This window comes from Pseudomonas yamanorum, from assembly GCF_900105735.1.
Taxonomy (GTDB): Bacteria; Pseudomonadota; Gammaproteobacteria; order Pseudomonadales; family Pseudomonadaceae; genus Aquipseudomonas; species Aquipseudomonas yamanorum.
The window spans coordinates 2,300,240-2,324,499 of sequence record NZ_LT629793.1; the positions used below are offsets into that span (position 1 = coordinate 2,300,240).

Genomic DNA, 24,260 nt, shown 5'->3' on the forward strand with positions numbered 1-24,260 from the left:
TTTGTCCAAGCCCCAGAAAAGCATTCGGCGCTGTGTTCACAGCGCCGCATGGATTACTTGATCAGCCCGACCCGCGAGAAGTTCGGCAGGTGGCTGAGCTTGGGTTCCGGCCAACTCATCCAGACCGCGAAGGCCTTGCCGACGATATTCTGGTCGGGAACCATGCCCAGCAGGTCCTTGGGAATATTGGGGTCATCCCAGTAGCGGCTGTCATTGGAGTTGTCGCGGTTGTCGCCCATCATGAAGTAATGCCCGGCAGGCACTGTCCATTGGTTGTCAGGCGGCGAACGGTAGCGGCTCATTTCCTTGCGGATTTCGTGCTCTACCGCTCCGAGTTTTTCCTGGTACAGCTCGGCGCTGCCCAAGGTGTTTGGCTCGGAACCGATCAGTTTTTCCGCCACCGACTCGCCATTGACGAACAGGCGCTTGTCGCTGGTGTAGCGAATCACGTCACCCGGCAGGCCCACTACACGCTTGATGTAGTTGACGTTCGGGTCGCTTGGGTAGCGAAACACCATCACATCGCCGCGCTGCGGGTCACCGATCTCGATGACTTTCTTGTCGATCACCGGCAAGCGGATCCCGTAAGAAAACTTGTTCACCAGGATGAAGTCGCCCACGTCCAGGGTAGGTTTCATCGATCCCGAAGGGATCTGAAACGGTTCCACCAGGAACGAACGCAGCACCAGCACGATGAACAACACCGGGAAGAACGACTTGCCGTATTCAACCAGCATTGGCTCTTTGTTCAGTTTCTCGACCACCGCCACATCGGGCTGGCTGACGCTGCCCTGATAGGCCGCGATGGCAGCCCGGCGACGCGGGGCGAAGAAAATCAGATCGAGCAACGCCAGGAGACCGCAAACGGCAACGGCAATGACCAGCAACAGCGGGAAATTTAGTGACATAGGACCTAACTATCCAACCTGAGCACCGCAAGGAAGGCTTCTTGTGGAATTTCCACGTTGCCCACTTGCTTCATGCGTTTTTTACCGGCCTTTTGCTTCTCGAGCAGCTTGCGCTTACGGCTGACGTCGCCGCCATAGCATTTGGCCAGTACGTTCTTTCTGAGTGCCTTGACGGAGGTCCGTGCAATGATCTGCCCGCCAATGGCGGCCTGGATCGCGACGTCGAACATCTGGCGCGGAATCAGTTCTTTCATCTTTTCGGTCAACTGGCGACCTTTGTAGTGCGCGTTGTCCTTGTGCACGATCAGCGCCAGGGCATCGACCTTGTCGCCGTTGATCAGCACATCCAGCTTCACCAGATTAGCTGATTGGTAACGATCAAAATGGTAATCCAGCGAAGCATAGCCGCGGCTGGTGGATTTGAGACGGTCGAAGAAGTCCAGGACCACTTCGTTCATCGGCAAATCGTAGGTCACTTGCACCTGGGTACCGAGGAACAGCATGTCGTGCTGTACGCCACGCTTTTCGATACACAGGGTAATGACGTTGCCCAGGTGTTCTTGCGGCACAAGAATATTGGCCCGCACGATCGGTTCGCGCATGTCTTCGATGGAAGACAGATCCGGAAGCTTGGACGGGTTGTCGACGTAAATCGTTTCACCGGTCTTCAGCGCCAGTTCAAAAATAACCGTCGGCGCGGTGGTGATCAGGTCCAGGTCGTATTCGCGCTCGAGGCGCTCCTGGATGATTTCCATGTGCAGCATGCCCAGGAACCCGCAGCGGAAACCGAAGCCCAGGGCGTCGGAGCTTTCCGGGGTGTACTGCAACGACGAGTCGTTGAGGGTCAGCTTCTGCAGGGCTTCGCGGAAATCCTCGAAGTCGTCGGAACTGACCGGGAACAGGCCGGCGTAGACCTGCGGCTGGATGCGTTTGAAGCCCGGCAGCACGTCGACGTCTGGGGTGGAGCTCAAGGTCAGGGTGTCACCTACCGGTGCACCGTGGATGTCCTTGATACCGGCGATGATGAAGCCCACTTCACCGGCTTTCAGATCAGTGGTCGCGGTGTGCTTCGGGTTGAATACACCAACGCTGTCCACCAGGTGGATCTTGCCGGTGGATTTGACCAGGATCTTGTCGCCCTTCTTCACACGGCCGTGACGCACGCGCACCAGGGAGACAACGCCCAGGTAGTTGTCGAACCAGGAGTCGATGATCAACGCTTGCAGCGGATCTTCGTAGTTGCCGGTAGGCGCTGGAATGGTCTTGACCAGGCGCTCGAGCACTTCGTCGACGCCCAGGCCGGTCTTGGCGCTGCACTCGACGGCGTCGGTGGCGTCAATGCCGATGATCTTCTCGATCTCTTCCTTGACGCGGTCCGGATCGGCCTGTGGCAGGTCGATCTTGTTCAGCACCGGCATCACTTCCAGGCCTTGCTCGATGGCGGTATAGCAGTTGGCTACGGACTGGGCTTCAACGCCCTGGCCCGCGTCCACTACCAGCAACGCGCCTTCACAGGCCGCCAGGGAACGGCTGACTTCATAGGTGAAGTCGACGTGGCCCGGGGTGTCAATGAAGTTGAGCTGGTACTTGATACCGTCTTTGGCGGTGTAATACAGAGTAACGCTGTGGGCCTTGATGGTGATCCCGCGCTCGCGCTCGAGGTCCATGGAGTCCAGCACCTGGGCTTCCATTTCACGCTCGGCAAGGCCGCCGCACATCTGGATAAATCGATCGGCCAGCGTCGACTTGCCATGGTCAATGTGGGCGATGATGGAGAAATTGCGGATATGACTCAAATCACTCACGGATCAACACTCAAAAAGGCTGCAGGCAGACTGCCCGCTGAAAAATAGCCGGGAATTGTACCTGATGCGCAGACCTGACGTCATCCATGGTGACCAAGAACAAAAATGCCCCGGTCGTTCGAACGGGGCATTTTTTGTTCATAAGCGCGGGCTCAACCGGCCCGACGCAACAGCCAGAAGCCGGCCAAGGCGCAAATAGCCGTCGGGACCAGCACCGCAAACAGCGGCGAGAAGCCGAATACCAGGCTGGACGGCCCGAGCAGGTCCTGGGCGATACGGAAGGTGAAGCCCACCAGCACACCAGTAAACACGCGCTGGCCAAGGGTTACGGAACGCAACGGGCCAAAGATGAACGAAATCGCCATCAGCACCAGCGCAGCGGTCACCACCGGCTGCAACACCTTGACCCAAAACGCCAGCCAGTAACGACCGTTGTTCAAGCCCTGGTCCTTGAGGTAATGGATGTAGCTCCACAGGCCAGAGATTGGCAGGCTTTCCGGGATCATCACCACGGTGTTCAGCAATTCGGGCTTGAGGGCAATGTCCCACTGCTCCGTCGGCACATTGATGACTTCAGTACTCGACGCCGCGCCCTTGCCGATTTCACGGAAATAGGTGGTGGTCACATCGCTCAATTGCCACTTTTCATCGCTGTACTGTGCGCGTTTGGCGAAACTGGACGACAACAGGTGACGCTCTTTATCGAAGCGGTAGCGAGTGACACCGACCAGCAAGCCGTCTGGTTGCACGGCGTTGATGTGGATAAATTCCTCACCCTGGCGGTGCCACAGGCCATGCTTGGAGCTTTGGGCATCCCCCGAACCCTGGGCCAGGGCGCGGTTGGCCTGGGCGGTGGATTCGGCAGGGGGCGCCACGTATTCACCGATCAGCACGCTGACCGCCATCAGCAACAGCATCGGCTTCATGACCGCCCACACGATGCGGCCGATGGAAACACCCGCCGCGCGCATGATGGTCAGCTCGCTGTTGCTGGCCAGGCTGCCCAAGCCGATCAGGCAGCCGATCAGCGCGGCCATCGGCATCATGTCGTAGAGACGACGGGGTGCCGTCAATGCCACGTAGCTCAGGACGTCGGTTACGGTGTAGGTATCGCTGACGTTGCCGACTTCATCAATGAAAGCGAACAACGAGGCAAGCCCCAGAATAATGCCCAATACCGCAAGGATTGCGACCAGGACGCTGCTACCAATGTAGCGGTCGAGCTTAACCACGAGCCATCTCCTTCATGCTGCGACGACTCTTCATCTTCAGGCGCAACGGTTCCCAATAAAGCAGGCCCAGGCCAATCGCCAGGAAGATCCCGTGGACCCACCACAACCCCAGGGTCGGCGACAGCTTGCCCTTCTCCAGGGAGCCACGGGCGGAAATCAGGATGGTCAGGTAAGCCATATAAAGCAGGATTGCCGGCAACAGCTTGAGGAAGCGGCCCTGGCGCGGGTTGACCCGGGACAGCGGCACGGCCATCAAGGTCACGATAAAGACCAGCAGCGGCAGGGAAATCCGCCATTGCAGCTCGGCGATCGAACGCAATTCCTTGCTGCCGACCAGGTCTGGCGTCGGGATCGCGTCACGGTCGGTGACCTCGTCGCTGACATCCGGCCGGGCCAGCATCACACCATAGGTGTCGTACTTGATTGCGCGGTAATCGGCCTGGCCGGGGCTGCCGTCATAACGATAGCCGTCCTCCAGGATCAGGTAGCGGCTGCCGTCCGGGCGCACTTCCTGACGTCCCTTGTCGGCCACCAGAATCGAAATACCACGGTCTTTCTGGTTCTGGCCGAGGTTTTTCTGAGAGATGAACACACCGCCCAGGTTGGCACGGTCATCCGTCATTTGCTCGGTATAGGTCACCCGGGTGCCATCGTTGAGCGCTTGAAAGCGGCCAGGCTCCAGGGTGTCGAATTCGGTCATGGCGTCCTGTTTGTTGAGCACCAGTTGGAACTGCAGGGCACCCTGGGGCGCCAGGCTCAAGCTCAACCAGGCCACGACCAGCGCGATACCGGTGGCCGGAACCATGGTCATGGCCAGCAAACGTTGCTGGCTCATGCCGGTGGCCGACAACACGGTCATTTCGCTTTCAAGGTACAAGCGGCCGTAGGCCAGCAGAATCCCGAGAAACAGGCCCAACGGCAGGATCAGCTGCAGGAAGCCCGGCAGGCGAAAGCCCATGATCAGGAACAGCGAGCCCGGATCCAGGGCGCCCGAGGCGGCCTGGGCGAGGTATTTGACGAAGCGACCACTCATGATGATGACCAGCAATACCGCACTCACGGCACTCAGGGTCAACAGGACTTCGCGGGACAGATAACGGAAGACGATCAAACCAGACACTCCAGGGTTGTCAGGCTAAGGCGGCCAAACAAGCAAGCATATCGAGTCGACCCAATGCTGCAGGCCGGCTAAAAAGATGGCGCATTATCCTGTGATTGACCGCACCTGTCACGGAGCTTGCTCATACGCGTGCACAAAGCTGCCCACAAGGGTTGTCAGGCTCGGGCGGCGAGGTTCAAACTGCGGCCTTTGTCGCGGGCGGCCTACAGGCTGCCAAGCTTACAAGCCGGAGTACAGACTCCTGGCTCACTGACCTTTATAAGGGACCCGAAAATGGAACTGGTTGTAAAAAGCGTTAGCCCCGAAACGTTGAAAACCGCCACCCTCGTGGTCGCTGTCGGCGAAGGCCGCAAGCTCGGCGTTGCCGCCAAGCAACTGGACGAACTGAGCGGCGGCGCCATCAGCGCAGTCCTCAAGCGCGGTGACCTGGCCGGCAAGGTCGGCCAAAGCCTGCTGCTGCAAAGCCTGCCTAACCTTAAAGCCGACCGCGTATTGCTGGTGGGCGTCGGTAAAGACGCCGAACTGGGCGACCGTCCGTTCCGCAAGATCATCGCCGGCATCCTCAACACCCTCAAGGGCCTGGGCGGCACCGACGCAGCCCTGGCGCTGGACGAGATCGTGGTCAAGGGCCGCGACAGCTACGGCAAGACCCGTCTGCTGGCCGAAAGCCTGCTGGATGGCGGCTACATCTTCGACCAGTTCAAGAGCACCAAGGCTGAACCCCGCGCCCTGAAGAAAGTCACCTTGCTGACCATCAAGGCCGCCCAGGCTGAAGTCGAACGCGCCGTGACCCACGCCCAGGCCATCGCCGGCGGCATGGCTTTCACCCGTGATTTGGGCAACCTGCCACCGAATATCTGCCATCCGACTTACCTGGGCGAGCAAGCCAAGGCGCTGGGCAAGGAATTCAAGGGCCTGAAAGTCGAAGTCCTGGACGAGAAGAAGATCAAGGAACTGGGCATGGGCTCGTTCTATGCCGTGGGCCAGGGCAGCGACCAGCCGCCACGCCTGATCGTGATGCAATACAACGGCGGCAAGAAGTCCGAGAAGCCATTTGCCCTGGTCGGCAAAGGCATCACCTTCGACACCGGCGGCATCAGCCTCAAGCCGGGCCTGGGCATGGACGAGATGAAGTACGACATGGGCGGCGCCGCCAGCGTGTTCGGCACCCTGCGTGCCGTGCTGGAACTCAAGCTGCCGATCAACCTGGTGTGCATCCTGGCCTGCGCCGAGAACATGCCGAGCGGCGGCGCGACCCGTCCGGGCGACATCGTCACCACCCTCAGCGGCCAGACCGTGGAAATCCTCAACACCGACGCCGAAGGCCGCTTGGTGCTGTGCGACGCCCTGACCTACGCCGAGCGCTTCAAGCCGCAAGCCGTGATCGACATCGCCACCCTGACCGGTGCCTGCGTGGTTGCCCTGGGCGCCCACACATCGGGCCTGCTGGGCAACAACGACGAACTGATCGGCCAACTGCTCAGCGCCGGCCAGGCTGCAGACGACCGCGCCTGGCAACTGCCGCTGTTCGATGAATATCAGGAACAGCTGGACAGCCCGTTCGCCGACATCGCCAACATTGGCGGCCCGAAAGCCGGCACCATCACCGCTGCGTGCTTCCTGTCGCGTTTCGCCAAGAACTTCAACTGGGCGCACCTGGACATCGCCGGCACTGCCTGGACCAGCGGCGGCAAGGACAAGGGCGCCACTGGCCGTCCGGTTCCATTGCTGACCCAGTACCTGCTGGACCGCGCCAAAGCCTGAAACTGACGACCCCGGGGCGGCGATTCCAACGCCGCCCCGACCGTAGCAGCTGCCGAGCCCCGGCGAGGCTGCGTCAGCGGAGTATCTGACACACCGCAACGCAGCCTCGCTCAGGCTCGACAGCTGCTACGGGGTTTTCGTGGTGGTCGATCAGACAGTATTTACACATGCGGCGCGGCTATCAGGACCCCCAATGACCCAAGTCGACTTCTATATATTGCCCAGCGCCGATCCTTCCGCGCGCCTGGACTTTGCCTGCAAGCTCACCGAAAAAGCCTGGCGCATGGGCCACCGCATCTACCTGCACTGCAGCGATGCCGCCCAGCGTGATGACCTCGACGCCCGCCTGTGGCGCTTCAAGGGCGAAAGCTTCGTGCCCCACGGTCCCGCCGAATCAGAGCCGGAAGGCCTGGTGGTACTGGGTTTGGGCGATAACTGTGGCGATCACACAGACCTGCTGGTCAACCTCGACCTGAAAGTACCGGCCTTCGCCAAGAGTTTCGCCCGTGTGGCGGAAGTGGTGGTGGAAGACCCGGCTATTCGTCAGGCCGCACGGGAGAGTTTCCGTTTCTACCGTGAACAGGGCTATTCTCTGCAAGATCACCGGCTACAACGACTTTGAGCACATGATGGACACTCCAAACCCGCTAAAAGACCCTGACCACCTGCTGGACGACCTTGAGTCGATCCGCAAGCTGCTCGGTGATGATGACCTGCAACCGCCGCTGCTGACCGATGCGGTCAACGGTGACGTACAAATTCCCTTGCTGTTCGATATGGTCGGTGGCAAGCCTGTTGCGCCGGACCCTGTCGAAACGCCCGTGGAGCAAGCCGCACCCGCACCCGCGCCGGCGGTTGCCGTGCCTGCCGCGGAGAAAGCGCCCGACGCCCTGCTGCTGCACTTGGACAACGAACTGCGCGCTGCTGCGCAACTGATCATGCAAGACGTGATCGACGATTTTGCCCCGCATATCGAAACCGAGATCAAGCGCCGACTGGATGCGCGCATGGAGCGGTTGTTGAGCCAGTACCAATCCTGACCGGTAAAAGATCAGAGCGGTTTTGAATTCGAGACCGCTCATCGAAACTGTTATTTCTAACAGTAGATTCAACCCGTTTCTGCGAGAGAAAGTGGCAACAGCCTCTTAACTCTTCAGGAGAAACGGCATGAGCGCACCAACAGTTTTCTCGCCGATCACAAAAATCTTTCCACAAAACAGACCGATTTTTCTGGGGAAGGGGGCACCAGGTACCGAAATTACTGTGTGTCAGAGCAACACCGGGATCGGCCTGGCGAAAACCATAGTCGACACAAATGGCAGTTGGCTGGTTCGGTCAGCGGTAGAGCTGCCGGCCGGCATATACGCCTTCACTGCTTATACAACGTCAACTGGCGAATACGCGGCGAACACCAATGTTTATATCGAGGCGAATGTTCAGCCTCCAACGCCAAGCCCCCCTGTAGTACCTCCTACAGATACGATCACCCCTTCAGTGCCTCCGATCACTCCTTCGGTGCCTCCAGTCACCGGTGGCACCCTGCCCTACGGCAGTGCTCCCATTGTCGACAGTCCCGCCAACAACGAACGCCTGACGACTCGACAGCCGCAGCTCTCGGGCAGGGCCGCCCCCAATACGGATATCTATGCGTATGGCAAAGACTACAATCCGGCGTATGGCAACGTAAAAGCAGACGCCAATGGCAATTGGCATCTTCCGCCGACGCAGGAGCTGAGGCTTGAGCCTGACGGTACCGCTGTGGTGATAGTGGCTCAACTCGCCAGCGACGGCGCTGGCTGGGCGTCACCTTGGACGACGGTGACCTATAACCTTTCCGCACCAACCAGCTCAGCCCTGCCCTACGGCAGCGCTCCCATTGTTGACAGTCCCGCCAACAACGAACGCCTGACGACTCGACAGCCGCAGCTCTCAGGCAGGGCCGCCCCCAATACGGATATCTATGCGTATGGCAAAGACTACAACCCGGCGTATGGCAACGTAAAAGCAGACGCCAATGGCAATTGGCGTATCCCGCCGACACAGGAGCTGAGGCTTGAGCCTGACGGTACCGCTGTGGTGATAGTGGCTCAACTCGCCAGCGACGGCGCTGGCTGGGCTTCACCTTGGACGACGGTGACCTATAACCTTTCCGCACCAACCAGCTCAGCCCTGCCCTACGGCAGCGCTCCCATAGTCGACAGTCCTGCCAACAACGAACACCTGACGACTCGACAGCCGCAGCTCTCAGGCAGGGCCGCCCCCAATACGGTTATCTATGCGTACGGCAAAGACTACAACCCGGCGTATGGCAACGTAAAAGCAGACGCCAATGGCAATTGGCGTCTCCCGCCGACGCAGGAGCTGAGGCTTGAGCCTGACGGTACCGCTGTGGTGATAGTGGCTCAACTCGCCAGCGACGGCGCTGGCTGGGCTTCACCTTGGACGACGGTGACCTATAACCTTTCCGCACCAACCAGCTCAGCCCTGCCCTACGGCAGCGCTCCCATTGTCGACAGTCCCGCCAACAACGAACGCCTGACGACTCGACAGCCGCAGCTCTCGGGCAGGGCCGCCCCCAATACGGTTATCTATGCGTACGGCAAAGACTACAACCCGGCGTATGGCAACGTAAAAGCAGACGCCAATGGCAATTGGCGTCTCCCGCCGACGCAGGACCTGAGACTTGAACCTGACGGTACCGCTGTGGTGATAGTGGCTCAACTCGCCAGCGACGGCGCTGGCTGGGCGTCACCTTGGACGACGGTGACCTATAACCTTTCCGCACCAACCAGCTCAGCCCTGCCCTACGGCAGCGCTCCCATTGTTGACAGTCCCGCCAACAACGAACGCCTGACGACTCGACAGCCGCAGCTCTCAGGCAGGGCCGCCCCCAATACGGATATCTATGCGTATGGCAAAGACTACAACCCGGCGTATGGCAACGTAAAAGCAGACGCCAATGGCAATTGGCGTATCCCGCCGACGCAGGACCTGAGGCTTGAGCCTGACGGTACCGCTGTGGTGATAGTGGCTCAACTCGCCAGCGACGGCGCCAGCTGGGCGTCGCCATGGGCAACCGTGACCTATAACTTCTGAGCCGCCCGCCGTCACGCCATCACGCCATCACGCTCGTACTATCCCATGAGCAGGATGGCGTGACGTGCTACAGAACAGAGATGACTTTCCCCCCTCATCATCACCTGGCTCTACGCCCATAGGCACATCCCCGCTATACTCACCGGCTTTTCTTCAGCAAATGCCAATAGGGTCCCGCCGCGCATGGATAAGACCTACCAGCCGCACGCCATTGAAACTTCCTGGTACAACACCTGGGAGTCCGAGAATTATTTCGCTCCGCAAGGCGCGGGCGATGCCTACACCATCATGATTCCGCCACCGAACGTCACTGGCAGCCTGCACATGGGCCATGGCTTCAACAATGCGATCATGGATGCCCTGATTCGTTTCCGCCGCATGCAGGGTCGCAACACCCTGTGGCAGCCAGGTACCGACCACGCCGGTATCGCCACCCAGATGCTGGTGGAACGCCAACTGGAAGCCACTGGCCAGAACCGTCACGACCTGGGTCGCGAGAAATTCCTGGAGAAAATCTGGGAATGGAAGGATCAGTCCGGCGGCAACATCAGCCGTCAGATCCGTCGCCTGGGCTCGTCCGTCGACTGGAGCCGCGAGCGCTTCACCATGGACGACGGCCTGTCGGAAGCTGTGAAAGAAGCCTTCGTGCGCCTGCATGAAGACGGCCTGATCTATCGCGGCAAGCGCCTGGTCAACTGGGACACCAAGCTGCACACGGCAATTTCCGACCTTGAAGTGGAAAACCACGACGAGAAAGGTTTCCTGTGGAACCTCAAGTACCCGTTGGCTGACGGCGCCAAGACCGCCGAAGGCAATGATTACCTGATCGTCGCCACCACCCGTCCGGAAACCATGCTTGGCGACGCCGCCGTCGCGGTTAACCCAAACGACGAGCGCTACCAGGCGCTGATCGGCAAGTTCGTTGAGCTGCCGCTGGTTGGCCGTCGCATCCCGATCATCGCGGACGATTACTGCGACCCTGAATTCGGCACCGGCTGCGTAAAAATCACCCCGGCCCACGATTTCAACGACTACGAAGTCGGCAAGCGCCACAACCTGCCGCTGCTGAACATCTTCGACAAGAACGCCGCTGTGCTGCCGGCCTGCCAGGTGTTCAACCTCGACGGCACGCTGAACGAAAGCATCGACGGCAAGATCCCGGCTGAATACGCGGGCCTCGACCGTTTTGAAGCGCGCAAGCAGATCGTTGCCGCCTTCGACGCCGCGGGCCTGCTGGTAAGCGTCGACGACCACGCCCTGAAAGTGCCGAAAGGCGACCGTTCCGGCACCGTCATCGAGCCTTGGCTGACCGACCAGTGGTACGTGTCTACCAAACCTTTGGCTGAGCCGGCAATTGCCGCCGTGGAAGACGGCCGCATCGCGTTCGTGCCCAAGCAGTACGAAAACATGTACTTCTCGTGGATGCGTGACATCCAGGATTGGTGCATCAGCCGTCAGCTGTGGTGGGGCCACCGGATTCCGGCCTGGTACGACGAGTCGGGCAAGGTCTACGTTGGCCGCGACGAAGCCGAAGTTCGTGCCAAGCACAACCTCGGCCCGGACGTGGCGCTGCAACAGGACAACGACGTACTGGACACCTGGTTCAGCTCGGGCCTGTGGACGTTCTCCACCTTGGGCTGGCCGCAACAGACCGAATTCCTGAAGAAATTCCACTCCACCGACGTGCTGGTCACCGGTTTCGACATCATTTTCTTCTGGGTTGCCCGGATGATCATGCTCACCATGCACTTGGTGAAGAACGAAGACGGCACGCCGCAGGTACCGTTCAAGACCGTGTACGTCCACGGCCTGGTGCGTGATGGCCAGGGCCAGAAGATGTCCAAGTCCAAGGGCAACGTCCTGGACCCACTGGACATCATCGACGGCATCGACCTGGAAACCCTGGTGCAGAAACGCACCTCGGGCCTGATGCAGCCGAAACTGGCGAAGAAGATCGAGAAGCAGACCCGCGACGAGTTCGCCGATGGCATCGCCAGCTACGGCACCGACGCCCTGCGCTTTACCTTCTGCTCGCTGGCGTCCACCGGTCGCGACATCAAGTTCGACATGGGCCGCGTCGAAGGCTACCGCAACTTCTGCAACAAGATCTGGAACGCCGCGCGCTACGTGCTGGATAAAGGCGAAGACTGCGGCCAGAACGGCGAGGCCATCGAGCTGTCCCTGGCGGATCGCTGGATCATCTCCCAGCTGCAGCGCACCGAAGCCGAAGTGACCCGTCAACTCGACCAGTTCCGCTTCGACCTGGCGGCACAGGCCTTGTACGAGTTCATCTGGAACCAGTATTGCGACTGGTACCTGGAACTGTCCAAGCCCGTGCTGTGGGACGAGAACTCGCCGATCGAACGTCAGCGCGGCACCCGTCACACCCTGGTGCGCGTACTGGAAGTGGCGTTGCGCCTGGCGCATCCGTTCATGCCTTTCATCACCGAAGAAATCTGGCAGCGCATCGCGCCGCTGGCGGGCAAAGACGGCAAGACCATCATGCTGCAACCTTGGCCCGTGGCCAACGAAGCCCGCATTGATGAGGCGGCCGAAAGCGATATCGAGTGGCTCAAGACCCTGATGATGGGCACGCGCAACATCCGCGCCGAGATGAACATCGGTCCGGGCAAGCCACTGGCCGTGTTCGTGAAAAACGCCAGCGCCGAAGATCAGCGTCGCCTCACCGAGAACGACGCGCTGCTCAAGAAGCTGGCGAAGCTGGAGTCGATCACCGTATTGGCCGCTGGCGCCGAAGCACCGCTGTCCGCCACCGCACTGGTTGGCGAGATGGAAGTGCTGGTGCCGATGGCCGGCCTGATCGACAAAGGTGCCGAACTGGCGCGCCTGGACAAGGAAATCCTGCGCCTGCAAGGCGAAGTGCAGCGGGTGGGCGGCAAGCTGTCCAACGCCGCCTTCGTCGACAAGGCCCCGGCTGAAGTTATCGACAAGGAACGCGCCAAACTGGCTGAAGCTGAACAGGCTTTGGGCAAGCTGGCGGAGCAGCACGCGCGTATATCCAGCCTGTGAGGTAGCTGAATCTACGGAAAAACCGAATGCCAAGACAGATCAATCATTTGATCTGGTCTTGGCATTTTTGGTTTGTGCCGGACGCTGAGCGTTTCCAACATGTGCCCTACAAACGATAGACAAACTAAATAACATAGCAATTACTTCGATCAGTTATAAAAAACTGTCAACTATGACAGTAGAGGGCTCCCGCTTGTCCTCGTAGTATGAAAACAGCCACATTAAATTTCAAACGAAGAAATATGGCTGGCTTTCATTTTCACTCAAGCGAGGCGAATGTCATGACCACCCAGACCGAAGCGTATCAACTCTTTGATACCTTAAGCCCCATGATTCATGGTGTAGCTCAACAGTCGGGAAAGTTCCATACTTACATCCCCATCGCCCAGCTGAAAGGCAACAACGGGCTAGGCCCGACTCTTGACATCAACCTGTTCTATTCACCGGAACTACAAGACCTGACTTTTGTAAATTGGAGCATGCGCCTAAGTCACTACCTACTATGGAGTCCAACCAGCCTAAGCCGGACCACATCAATAATGTATTTATCCAGAGGAGAAGCATGGTCCTTTTCTGAAAACGAATTTAAAGGCACACCCAACTTTACCGTCAACTTTCCCGATGGCGGCTCCAACACCATGAAAGTCATTTGGAAGGACGGAACCGTAGAAGTTCTTGAGAGACACATAAGCACATTGATTGTGCCGGATCCGCTCAACAACCGAGAAGATGCGATCTATTACATCCTTAAAAAAGTGATTACTCCTACAGGTCACGCGCTCACGCTCAATTGGGAAGACTATAAGCAATTAGGTCCCTCCGGCCTCGTTGATTGGGACATTCCACGCCTCACCTCCGTCTCGGATGATTCGCAGGTATTATTAAAGATTGCCTACCCAGACCACAACAGGTCCTCCACCGATGCGAATTACACACGCCGGCCTGTGGTTGATGGAGCCGTGACCTTCACCGTATATCCTGATACAGCGCAAAGTTATTCATATGACTTTCAGATCACTACGGCAGGCTTGGTAAAATCAGCCAAAAACGGGACAGTCGACGTGGCTCGGTACAGCTACGAACCGGTAAACCCAATACCTGGATCAATCCAGATATCCAGGATTAACCAAATATCACGCGACTCTGGCCTGAACGACACCCTGAGCTACTCTGCCGACAAACAAAAAATATCCCAACATACTAAAACCTTCAACTCACAGCCTTATACCGATAAAACTTATACGTTCACTGACGGCAAAACCACTGTCATCGACAGTGCCACTTCTGAGAAAACAGAATTCTACTTTGATAATAACCAACGCCAATTCAAAGAGGTCCAGACCTCCGGCAGCAACACCAAAACGGTAGAGTCCGACATTTCAAATACCGACACTTCATTTACGTCTACCACTCGTACTACCTTCACAAACAAAGCAGGGCAGTCCCGCACAGAATCCAGCACGATAACGATGGATACTCTTGGGAACCCACTCAGCCGAACAGAAAATGATGTCACTACTGAATGGACCTATTATCAGGGTGCGCCCAGGTTAGAGATATTAGTCCGAAAGGAAACATATACAGACCCGAATGCGAGTGCCGGAGACTGGATCGGCGACTATGTTAATCCTATCGGATGGGGCGGCCTGCTTTTCGGCAATTCAGGGCTTACTTGGGGAACTCAGGAAATACGTACCACCATTGCACATCGCACCCCCACGACAACTACAACCCAGACCGCGAATCTGCCCGTGAATGTGAGCTGCCCAGGCGACTCCAACTACTTCAAGGTCTTCATCGAATCCGAAAAGGTCTATACCACACGCAATGGCCAACGGCTCGATTTGCAGTGGACGTTCTACGGTTACGGTGACGTACCGGTAAGGGGCTCTGAGGTCAGAGGACCCACCGTCAAACCCACTATTAAATTGACCATTTTCAATCCTGTAGGAGACCCAGCAGGCAGGCTCAACGCTTGGCAAAATGGCAGCATGACGGTAGAAGAGACCCGTTATAACGAGGACGTAAATTCAATACATCACGGACGAGTAAGCGCCACCACCCAACGTATTCTGGACTCGTCTGGCAAGACGGTTGCCAACTCCACGATCAGCACCCGTTTCGATTACACACTCACCGGTAATGAACTGACCACCGCAACTCGAGTGACCCCGGGGAATTCGCCAGAAATCACCACTGAAGAGACGCGCCTGACTCTTTTCGACCGACTTCTGTCCTCCAGCGATACCCTAGGCAACACCACTGATTACAAGTATGACGCTCTAGGACGCGTGACCGAGCAGACAAGCTATGCGGACGACACATCAAAAATCACGACAGGATTTACTTACAGCGATTCAAATTCATCGGCACATAACACCGTTACCCGAACCAGCACACTCGGAGAACAAACCCGTGAGACTCTTGATCAACTCGGGCGGAAGATTCAAAGTGAAAGACTGCACTCGGATGAACGTAGATGGCTGACAATGGCCACGATGACCTACGACATCAGGAACCGTGAAAGTACGATCACCGAACATGACTACCGTCCGGACGGCTCGATTTTTCTAAGTCGCACGCGCAATTTGAGCTACGACGACTGGGGCGCTATCTCCAAAATAGAATGGGTTGGCGGCGTGACCCAGGGGTTCGACTATGATCCAGTGACACTGCAACAGTCCCAGTGGACAAATTACGGAACACGTCATGTTGCGAGCACTACGACACGGCGTGATGATGGCGGTGGAGTGCAACGATTTGAAACCCATCTGCATGCCAATGGCCAACTGACGCACTCTTACAGCAGTACTTACGATGCACTGGGGCGCTTGTCACAGGAGTCCTCATCCAACGCCCCTGATCGCCTGTACACCTATGACGCTTTTGGCAGAATGACGCGCATTACCGCCGCAGGTGAGACCACCGTCAACGAATATCCACCCCATACCCTCTCGGCTACGGCGAGCGCTGCTCGTCTCGAGTCAGCCGGCCAGAGCATCACATTGGGCACACGAACAGTAGATAGCATGGGTCGCGTGGTCCAATCGACCATTGGTGGGCGGACGACGAGCTTTACTTACCAAGACGCTTCCGCATGGTCGAAAGCCAGCGTTGTACGAGCCAGCGAGTCTACTCAACCCATTCCGGTTACTCTAAATGCGGACTATGACGTAACACGCAACCTCGCCACCGAAACCATCACCGGTGGTATCGAACGTAACAGTAACTCAGCCACCAGTTCCGTGACATATACCCGCTCACTGCGCGGAATACTCCTGAGTGAGACAGACGCATTTGGCAATACCACAACACAGAGCTACGACACTCAAGGACGCGTGATCAGGGCAAGCAGCGCTAATGCAACAACTAACCTCCTTTATGACGAGAACGGCCGACTGTCGACTGAAACGGTTACTGCCATAGCGGTTGGTCGAGCGGTACTCACGCGTTATACGTACGATGACACTGATCGAGAGATTGAGCGCACGTTCGAGTCCTCCGGTTTCAAGACACTCAGGCTCACTCAAAGCTATGGAAGAACTAATCAGATCGCCAGCATGGCACTGTATGAAGACGGCACGCTTTTGCGCGAAGAAACCTTTGGTTATGACGCCCAAGGTCGACTGGCGTCCTATACATGTCAAGGACCGCGCAAACCGGTAACGCCCGAAGGTCTGGTGCTGGATCGGCAGTCATTTACCTATGACTTGGCCGGCAACCTGAAACAATGCGACAACACGGCAAACGGCCGTATGTTCCCGGATGTTTACCAGTATTCAACAACAGACCCGAATCAGTTAATCAGTGTCACCCGCTGGAAACCCGATTCTACTTCTCAGATATTTACGTTCACCTACGACCGCGAGGGCTATCTGAGCGGTGGCGCCAGCGGCACGCTTAAATACGCTGCCGGTGGGCGCCTGGGCAACTTGAACTTGGCGAAAGGTTCTTATGATTATTCCTATAATAATATTGGCCAGATCGTCGGATGCGCAGGCCCTGACTATTACGACTTTTTCTACTATCAGGGCGACTTTCAATATGCCCGCAAAGGCGTCATAAACATTCAGGGGCAGTTGCATAACAGGCTGTCTGTTCTGCTGAACAAGAGCAGCGCCTGCTTGTTGCAGCAAAATACGCTTGGCGTTTCCGCAGGAGCTGCGACCGTCAGCTATTCCTTCGAAATCAGAGATATCAAAGGTACAGTCATTGCCAGCCTAAACACACTCGATAATAGCTCGTCATTATTTTCCTATACGCCATTCGGGTACAGGCCTCATGACTGGCAGCACCACAGTTGGATCGGTTTCAACGGTCAACCCATCGACCGTGTCAACGGCAATTACCATCTGGGCAACGGGACAAGGGTTTATAACCCCGAAACTCAGAACTTCCAGTCCCCGGATACCTTGAGCCCCTTTGGCCAAGGAGGAGCCAACACACGCAGCTACTGCCACAACGACCCGGTAAACTATAGCGACCCAAGCGGGAGATCAGAAATCTTCAATCAGGAGGTTGTTATCACTCATCCTGGGGGCATGTGGGATCGCATCGGGGTAGGCATAGTCACAGCCGCAGTCATAGGAATAATAGGTGTTGTTGCGGCGCCCTTTACAGGAGGCGCATCGATTGGTTGGGCAATAGTCGCAACTGGGCTTGCAATCACTTCCGCCGGGTTCGGCATAGCAGCAGTAGCCATCCAGGAAAGCGACCCAGCGTTGTCTGGTATTTTTGGCTGGGTTTCATTCGGGACGGGAATTGCAAGCGGAGTAACTGCTGTCACAGGCGCTGTAGCAGCGGCTCGGACGGCTGCGCAAGCAGCGGCACGAGTTACGCCATATATTAGCTCAAGGCCGGCGACCCCTATCTGGGAAAGAACCGTGCAGCAAGTCCTCCCTCGTAGAGGGAACTTACCTCCTGGCGTGTCCCAGAGCGGCACTGTCAATGCTTCTGTTCTGGGAACTCCCGTAAGCTCCACTTATGAAATTTACAGCGGCGGCCAGAACGCTAACATCTTGTTCATTGACGCCCATGGCTTTGCGATGGAAAGCCAGTATAAACTCCCCCCTATGCCTAATACCGAGTTCCAATTCCGCTCCGCAGTCGGCGTCAAAGCTGCCGATGTTAAATCCAGTTGGCAGACGAGAATAACGGGAACCACCCCCTATCGGTACGCACCTGGCGCGACAGATATTCCGAACTATATACTTGACGAATTTACAATTACCGAACATATGTCTATAGGCGCACTGACATCCAATTATAAAACTCAATTAGAAACAATGGCCAAGCTACTGAATGCCGACATCGTACGACCAACCAGTACAGTATTATTAGGAGATCTTCTTGATGAACTTGCTACTCAAGGTTTTACCTACGACCGTATTGTCGGAAACTTCTGCCGCGGAACGATGCCATATAACACCCCGCCCTTGATTCAAAGCTTCAGACGAGCCTTCGGTTGGTACTGACCCAAGCACACGACCGGGATGCTTTTTTTGAGCATTCCGGCCTTTGAATTTTCAATTCGAGGCACTTTTCAACACCACATACCAATTTGGGAGTCCGATTTATGTGTGACAATACCCGCCACTTTTGAAACACACGCAGAATCGACGCAGCCCATGACCGCCCCCAGCACACCCAAAGCACCGCGCAAGAAGCCAAAACCCACCACGCCGGCCAAGCCCGTCGTTCCGCGCAAAGAGGCCACCTTGCATCCGCGTAACCGCCACCAGGGCCGTTACGACTTCCAGGCGCTGATCAAGACCACGCCGGAACTGGCGCAATTCGTGATCATCAACCCGTACGGCAAGGAAAGCATCGATTTCGCCAGCCCCGACGCGGTGCGGGTGTTCAACCGGGCGTTGCTCAAGGCGTTCTACGGCATCAATCACTGGGACATCCCGGCTGATTACCTGTGCCCACCGGTCCCGGGCCGTGCCGACTACGTGCACTTCCTCGCCGACCTGCTGGCCAGCGTCAACGAAGGCGTGATCCCCCGTGGCGCGCCGGTGAAGGTGCTCGACATCGGGATGGGCGCCAACTGCGTCTACCCGTTGATCGGCTACAGCGAGTACCGCTGGAATTTCCTCGGTTCGGAAGTCGACCCGACGGCCGTGGCTGCCGCCAAGGCGATCGTGCAGTCCAACGGGCTGAACAAGGCCATCCAGCTGCGCCAGCAAACCAATCCCAAGCAGATCCTGCTGGGCCTGCTGGAGCCGGGCGAGCGTTTTGACCTGACCCTGTGCAACCCGCCCTTCCACGCCTCCATGGATGAAGCGACCAAGGGCAGCGAACGCAAATGGCGTGCACTGGGCAAGGCTGATCCGAAGCGCAAGTTGCCGGTACTGAACTTCGGTGGCCAGTCGGCGGAATTGTGGTGTGAAGGCGGTGAAGCGCGGTTTGTGACGCAGCTAATCGCTGAAAGCGCGCATTTCCAGCACAAAGTGCTGTGGTTCAGCACCTTGGTGTCGAAGGCCTCAAACCTGCCGGCGATCCAGACTGCGCTGAAAAAGGCCGGTGTACTGGAAAGCCAGGTGGTGGAGATGTCCCAGGGCCAGAAGCAAAGCCGCTTCGTCGCCTGGACTTTCCAGACCCCGAGCGAACAACAGGTGTGGCGCCAGCGTTGGGCGCGTAAAGACTGATAAATCGCAGGCAACAAAAAACCGTGCCCGGATCGCTCCGGAGCACGGTTTTTTTTGCTGCGTCTTACTTGTTAACAGCGTCGGTCAGGCTTTTTGCCACAACCAGCTTGATAACTTTCTTGGCAGCGATTTCGATGGCAGCGCCAGTCGAAGGGTTACGGCCAGTACGGGCAGGACGCTCGGTCACTTTCAGTTTGCCAACGCCTGGCAGAGTGATTTCGCCGCCGTTTTCCAGCTGATCAGCAACGATCTGGCTCAGTTGTTCAATCACTGCACGCACTTGAACTTTGGTGGCGCCAGTGGATTCAGCCAGATCAGCGATCAGTTGGTCTTTAGTAATAGCCATTGTGGTGTTCCTTCCCTATCAAATTCATTTGGATTGCAGAGTGCAGTGTCAGCCATCGAGCCCTGCCATCAAGGCCTGGCACCCAAGGGCTATAACCACGAAGATCGGGGTTATAGATACCTGAAACCGGGTTTGGTTCGACCTGACAAATGCTGAATGCACGCTTAACGCCCAGACTGCGCGTAAGACGGGGCAAAACTAGCACAGAGACGGGGAAATATCCGCCTCAACATACCCATTTGGTCAGCTTTATCGCTCTAAACCGTGAAAAAAAGGCATATGGCCCGTCGGATGGCGCTCAAAACGCCCTCCGAACAGCGCCATCCCCAGCGGGTGCGGTACACTGGCGACTTTTTCCGGGAGCCCGACCACTCCCCTTCAACCAGCCGAGAAGCCCATGCCGATCCGTCATTGCATCGTCCACCTGATCGACAAAAAACCCGACGGCACCCCCGCAGTTCTCCATGCCCGCGACTCCGAGCTTGCCGAGTCGGCCGCGATCGAGAACATGCTTGCCGACCTCAACGAGAGCTACAACGCCAAACAAGGCAAGGCCTGGGGCTTTTTCCATGCCGAGTCCGGCGCGCATCCGTTCAGTGGCTGGTTGAAGGAATATTTCGACGGCGGCAAGGATTTCACCGCGTTCAGCCGCATTGCGGTGGAACACCTGCAGAAGCTGATGGAGGAGTCCAACCTCTCCACCGGCGGCCACGTGCTGTTTGCCCACTATCAACAGGGCATGACCGATTACCTGGCGATCGCCCTGCTGCACCACAGTGAAGGCGTGGCAGTGACCGATCAGTTGGACGTGACGCCGTCACGCCACCTCGACCTTGGCCAACTGCACCTCGCCGCGCGGATCAACGTGTCCGAGTGGCAGAACAACAAGCAGTCCAAGCAGTACATCTCGTTTATCAAGGGCAAGAATGGCAAGAAAGTCTCGGAGTACTTCCGCGACTTTATCGGCTGCCAGGAAGGCGTCGACGGCCCGGGCGAGACCCGCACCCTGCTCAAGGCCTTCAGCGACTTCGTCGAAAGCGAAGACTTGCCGGACGAGTCCGCCCGCGAGAAAACCAAGACCCTGGTGGACTACGCCAGCAGCCAGGCCAAGCTCGGCGAGCCAATGGGCTTGGAAGAGCTGTCTGGGTTGATCGATGAAGATCGGCCAAAAGCCTTCTACGATCACATCCGCAACAAGGACTACGGCCTGTCGCCGGAAATCCCGGCAGATAAACGCACTCTGAACCAGTTCCGTCGCTTCACGGGGCGCGCCGAAGGCTTGTCCATCAGCTTTGAAGCGCACCTGCTGGGCGACAAGATCGAATACGACGAAGCCGCCGGCACCTTGATCATCAAGGGCCTGCCAACCCAGTTGACCGACCAGCTCAAGCGTCGCAACTGATGCTGGGCGGGGTTCTGAAGAAAGTCCTGCTGGTGTTGCTGGTGGTGGTGGTTTTCCAGAACTGGGGCAAGATCGAGCGACTGTTCAACCACTCGCAGGTGGTGCCGGAGCAAACACGCGCGGCAGCGCGCGTAGTGCTGTATTCCACCGAGTGGTGCGGCTACTGCAAACAGATCCGGCGCTTTCTGGATTCCAAGAGGATTCCCTACCAGGCGTTCGATATCGAGAAGGACGCCCAGGCGCGCAAGGCGTACGAGGCGCTGGGTGGCGGCGGGATTCCGTTTGTGGACGTGAATGGCACGCTGATTCGCGACTACAACCCTGAAGCGATCATGGCGGCCCTGAAGTCACTCGCTCTGTAAAACACCACAGATCAAATGTGGGAGCGGGCTTGCTCGCGAAAGCGGTGGGGCAGTCGCCAGATGTATTGACTGAACCACCGCATTCGCGAGCAAGCCCGCTCCCACATTGGGTTGCGTACAGATTAGAAATTGGCCTCCAGGGAAACCATCGCCGTACGCTCTTCACCCACGTTGTAATACGCCGAGCTGGCCGCCAGGCCATTCACTGGCGCCGAGTTGAACGAAACGGTGCGTGCCGAGCTCAAGTATTCCTTATCAAACACGTTGAGCATCGAGAAGCGCAGCGCGGCCGACTTGATGACCTTCTTGTCCACCGGCAGGTAGATACCGGCGTTGAGGTCGAACACGGTGCGCCCGGAGATTTTCTCGTTGTTGGTCAAATCGCCGTAGAACGCCCCGACATACTTGCCGGCAATGTTGCCGTAGTAGCGCTTGTCGTCGTAACCAAACACCAGGTTGAGCATGTTTTCCGGCACGTTGGCCAACTGGTTGCCCTTGGTCGGCAACAACACGTTCTTGCTGACAAAGTCGTCCTGCTGCTCGGACTTGGTATAGGTGTACGACGCGTAGTAGTTGAAGTTGTATGGCAGCAGGCCGCTCCACTCCAGCTCCAGGCCTTTGTTGGTCACGTCACCGACGTTGGCCATCACGTAGTCACCGTTCAAGTCGGTGGTCGACAGCTGGCGATCCTTGAAGGTGATGTAGAACAGGGTGGCGCTCAAGGCCATTTTCTCTTCGGTGTAGCGCCAGCCCAGCTCCTGGTTCCAGCTCAACTCGGGGTTGAGGTTGAGGGAGTCACCCTTGTTGTACAGCACGTAGTTCTGCGGGGTGCGCATGTTGCGGGTGACGTTGTAGAACGCCTGGTTGCTCTCGTCGACCTGGTACTTGGCACTGAAGTTCGGCAGGAACTGATGGTAACGGGCGTTACGCTTTTCCGGCTTGTCGTACAGGCTGCCCAGGTTGTCGCCGTCACGCTCGACGTACTGGTACGCCAGCCCGCCGACAAAACTCAGGTCTGGCGTGGCTTGCCAGCTGTCCTGCACCCACAGTTTCTGGGCCGGGGTCACGGTGTACTGGTGGCGGCCCTGGACGGTCTTGCCGTTCTTGTCGACCACCTGACCGCCGCTGTTGTAATCACCCCAGATGTCGTCGGGTGCACCTTCGCTGTTGATCCCGATATACGGCTGGGTCTGGCGCTGGCGAGCGCGCTCGTACCAGTAACCGTAATCCAGGCTGTGTTCCTCGTTGATGTCCCATTTCATTTTGACCGTGACACCAGGGCGCCAGGTCTCGGTCCACGACGGCCGATAGTAGTTGGCCGACTGGAGGTTACCCAGGTCGTAGTTACCGGCCTTGTCGGACTTCGGCCCCAGGTTGGTCGCGGTCTGGCCGCTGAAACTGCCGCCGTTGCCCCAGTAGTAGTAAGGCGCAACCGTCAGGGCCAGGTCATCACGCAGACGCCAGCGCTGGGTGAAGGTGGTCATGACACTTTCAAAAGGGTTGCGGTTGAGCTTGTAGGAAGACGACAGCAAGCCGTTTTTGTAGACCGGGGTTTCCGAGTAATCCAGGCGCCGCCCCTGTTGTTGGAACTGGGCCTTGCTCAGGGTGTTGTAGTTGTAGTTTTCCTGCTTGTTGTACTTCATGGTGAAGTTGCTGGAGTTGCCATTGTCGTCTTCGAACAGCGTGCTCCACTCCACCTTGTCACCGCGCACAGTGCCCTTGCCGCGCCACTTGTCGCCTTCGGTGTGAGAGGCCGAGACCCAGGTCTTGAAGCCACCCAGGTCGCCGGTGTTGAGCCGTGCGAAGGACTTTGTCAGGTTGTTCGAGCCGATGGATTGTTTGACGAACAAGCCTGGCTCTTTGGTCGGCCGGATCGTGACCATGCCGATATTGCCGCCGCTGGAGCCGATGTGCGGGCCGTCCGCTTCGGAGGAGCCCTGGGTGACAAACACTTCGCCGACGTTTTCCGGATCGCCCAACTGGTTGGCGTACACGCCATAGCTGCCGGAGTCGTTGATCGGCACGCCGTCCATGGAAACCCCGACCTGGTCGGAGTTCATGCCGCGCATGGTGAAGCTGGTGCCGCTCATGCCGCTGGCGTCATCGTTGGATACGTTGATGCCCGGGGTGTACTTGAGCTTGTCGATGGCGTTGGCCGTCGGGGACATTTCGTCCATGGCTTCCTTGGTCACGGTGGACCGGGCCTTGGCGCTTTCTTCCTGAATCATGTGGCCGGTGCCCAGGGTACGTTCGCCTGCGACGTGCACCGAACCGACATCCTGGGAGTCGTCTGCCAGAACCAGCGGCGCAAAGCCGCCCAGGCCCGATGCTAAAAGCAGGGCATAGAGTTTGTTGTAGGTCACGAGTAGATCCCTTACATGCATCTATCTGTTGTTATGGGGGAGGTATTGGCGGTTTTGGCTGGGTGAACAGCGCCGCCAATCTTCCTGACCACCTGCTCAGGAATCCGAGGATCATCCGTGCATCACGTAACGATTTGGTTACAGGTTTTGGCGATTGCGATGAAGGTTAAATGAAAGGTCTA

At 57.6% G+C, this 24,260-nt stretch carries 15 protein-coding genes; 9 read left to right on the top strand and 6 right to left on the bottom strand.

What is annotated here, in order from left to right; translation table 11 throughout:
* Positions 1-53: 53 nt before the first annotated feature.
* The 4 genes from lepB to lptF form a co-directional block, all read right to left on the bottom strand.
* Positions 54-908 carry a signal peptidase I gene (gene lepB, locus BLU46_RS11080; protein ID WP_017476070.1) on the bottom strand — a complete coding sequence of 285 codons (855 nt, stop codon included), beginning with the start codon at positions 906-908 and terminating at the stop codon, positions 54-56.
* Positions 909-913: 5 nt separating this feature from the next.
* Positions 914-2,713 (bottom strand): translation elongation factor 4, encoded by a 1,800-nt coding sequence (gene lepA / locus BLU46_RS11085; RefSeq protein WP_003210439.1) that lies wholly within the window; start codon positions 2,711-2,713, stop codon positions 914-916.
* Positions 2,714-2,865: 152 nt separating this feature from the next.
* Positions 2,866-3,945: an LPS export ABC transporter permease LptG gene (gene lptG / locus BLU46_RS11090; protein ID WP_063033051.1), complete on the bottom strand. Its 1,080-nt coding sequence runs from the start codon at positions 3,943-3,945 to the stop codon at positions 2,866-2,868.
* A complete protein-coding gene (gene lptF, locus BLU46_RS11095) occupies positions 3,938-5,056 on the bottom strand; it encodes an LPS export ABC transporter permease LptF (protein ID WP_063033052.1) in 1,119 nt (372 codons plus the stop codon). Before lptF ends, lptG begins: the two co-directional genes overlap by 8 nt.
* Positions 5,057-5,338: 282 nt before the next feature.
* Here lptF and BLU46_RS11100 point away from each other — a divergent pair, with 282 nt between their 5' ends.
* From BLU46_RS11100 to rlmF, 7 genes are all read left to right on the top strand, one after another.
* Positions 5,339-6,829 (top strand): leucyl aminopeptidase, encoded by a 1,491-nt coding sequence (locus BLU46_RS11100; RefSeq protein ID WP_093201553.1) that lies wholly within the window; start codon positions 5,339-5,341, stop codon positions 6,827-6,829.
* A 193-nt stretch (positions 6,830-7,022) separates the two neighbouring features.
* On the top strand, positions 7,023-7,451 hold the full coding sequence (locus BLU46_RS11105) for a DNA polymerase III subunit chi (RefSeq protein WP_063033054.1): 429 nt from the start codon (positions 7,023-7,025) through the stop codon (positions 7,449-7,451).
* Between the two features lie 7 nt (positions 7,452-7,458).
* Entirely contained in the window at positions 7,459-7,869 is a 411-nt protein-coding gene (locus tag BLU46_RS11110; RefSeq protein ID WP_063033055.1) for a hypothetical protein, read from the top strand.
* A gap of 127 nt (positions 7,870-7,996) precedes the next feature.
* The gene (locus BLU46_RS11115; RefSeq protein ID WP_093201557.1) at positions 7,997-9,925 is read left to right on the top strand and encodes a hypothetical protein; all 1,929 of its coding nucleotides are present in this window, start codon (positions 7,997-7,999) and stop codon (positions 9,923-9,925) included.
* A gap of 183 nt (positions 9,926-10,108) precedes the next feature.
* Positions 10,109-12,955 carry a valine--tRNA ligase gene (locus tag BLU46_RS11120; RefSeq protein WP_093201562.1) on the top strand — a complete coding sequence of 949 codons (2,847 nt, stop codon included), beginning with the start codon at positions 10,109-10,111 and terminating at the stop codon, positions 12,953-12,955.
* 281 nt (positions 12,956-13,236) lie between these two features.
* The gene (locus BLU46_RS11125; protein WP_172834531.1) at positions 13,237-18,429 is read left to right on the top strand and encodes an RHS repeat-associated core domain-containing protein; all 5,193 of its coding nucleotides are present in this window, start codon (positions 13,237-13,239) and stop codon (positions 18,427-18,429) included.
* A gap of 153 nt (positions 18,430-18,582) precedes the next feature.
* Positions 18,583-19,605, top strand: a complete 1,023-nt coding sequence (gene rlmF, locus BLU46_RS11130; RefSeq protein ID WP_093201571.1) for a 23S rRNA (adenine(1618)-N(6))-methyltransferase RlmF — start codon at positions 18,583-18,585, stop codon at positions 19,603-19,605.
* A 64-nt stretch (positions 19,606-19,669) separates the two neighbouring features.
* Here rlmF and BLU46_RS11135 read toward each other — a convergent pair whose 3' ends face one another.
* Positions 19,670-19,951 (bottom strand): HU family DNA-binding protein, encoded by a 282-nt coding sequence (locus BLU46_RS11135; protein WP_017476062.1) that lies wholly within the window; start codon positions 19,949-19,951, stop codon positions 19,670-19,672.
* Positions 19,952-20,348: 397 nt separating this feature from the next.
* Here BLU46_RS11135 and yejK point away from each other — a divergent pair, with 397 nt between their 5' ends.
* The gene (gene yejK, locus BLU46_RS11140; protein WP_003212745.1) at positions 20,349-21,353 is read left to right on the top strand and encodes a nucleoid-associated protein YejK; all 1,005 of its coding nucleotides are present in this window, start codon (positions 20,349-20,351) and stop codon (positions 21,351-21,353) included.
* Entirely contained in the window at positions 21,353-21,715 is a 363-nt protein-coding gene (locus BLU46_RS11145; RefSeq protein ID WP_093201575.1) for a glutaredoxin family protein, read from the top strand. The genes yejK and BLU46_RS11145 overlap by 1 nt, the downstream gene beginning before the upstream one ends.
* A gap of 122 nt (positions 21,716-21,837) precedes the next feature.
* Here the strand turns inward: BLU46_RS11145 and BLU46_RS11150 are convergent, their stop codons facing one another.
* Entirely contained in the window at positions 21,838-24,078 is a 2,241-nt protein-coding gene (locus BLU46_RS11150; protein ID WP_093201580.1) for a TonB-dependent receptor, read from the bottom strand.
* Between the last annotated feature and the right edge of the window lie 182 nt (positions 24,079-24,260).

Excerpts from the sequence above, each read along its gene's own strand:
- lepB (WP_017476070.1), bottom strand. The coding sequence starts at position 908 with ATGTCACTAAATTTCCCGCTGTTGCTGGTCATTGCCGTTGCCGTTTGC.
- BLU46_RS11100 (WP_093201553.1), top strand. The coding sequence starts at position 5,339 with ATGGAACTGGTTGTAAAAAGCGTTAGCCCCGAAACGTTGAAAACCGCC.
- BLU46_RS11105 (WP_063033054.1), top strand. The coding sequence starts at position 7,023 with ATGACCCAAGTCGACTTCTATATATTGCCCAGCGCCGATCCTTCCGCG.
- BLU46_RS11110 (WP_063033055.1), top strand. The coding sequence starts at position 7,459 with ATGGACACTCCAAACCCGCTAAAAGACCCTGACCACCTGCTGGACGAC.
- BLU46_RS11115 (WP_093201557.1), top strand. The coding sequence starts at position 7,997 with ATGAGCGCACCAACAGTTTTCTCGCCGATCACAAAAATCTTTCCACAA.
- BLU46_RS11120 (WP_093201562.1), top strand. The coding sequence starts at position 10,109 with ATGGATAAGACCTACCAGCCGCACGCCATTGAAACTTCCTGGTACAAC.
- BLU46_RS11125 (WP_172834531.1), top strand. The coding sequence starts at position 13,237 with ATGACCACCCAGACCGAAGCGTATCAACTCTTTGATACCTTAAGCCCC.
- rlmF (WP_093201571.1), top strand. The coding sequence starts at position 18,583 with ATGACCGCCCCCAGCACACCCAAAGCACCGCGCAAGAAGCCAAAACCC.
- BLU46_RS11135 (WP_017476062.1), bottom strand. The coding sequence starts at position 19,951 with ATGGCTATTACTAAAGACCAACTGATCGCTGATCTGGCTGAATCCACT.
- yejK (WP_003212745.1), top strand. The coding sequence starts at position 20,349 with ATGCCGATCCGTCATTGCATCGTCCACCTGATCGACAAAAAACCCGAC.
- BLU46_RS11145 (WP_093201575.1), top strand. The coding sequence starts at position 21,353 with ATGCTGGGCGGGGTTCTGAAGAAAGTCCTGCTGGTGTTGCTGGTGGTG.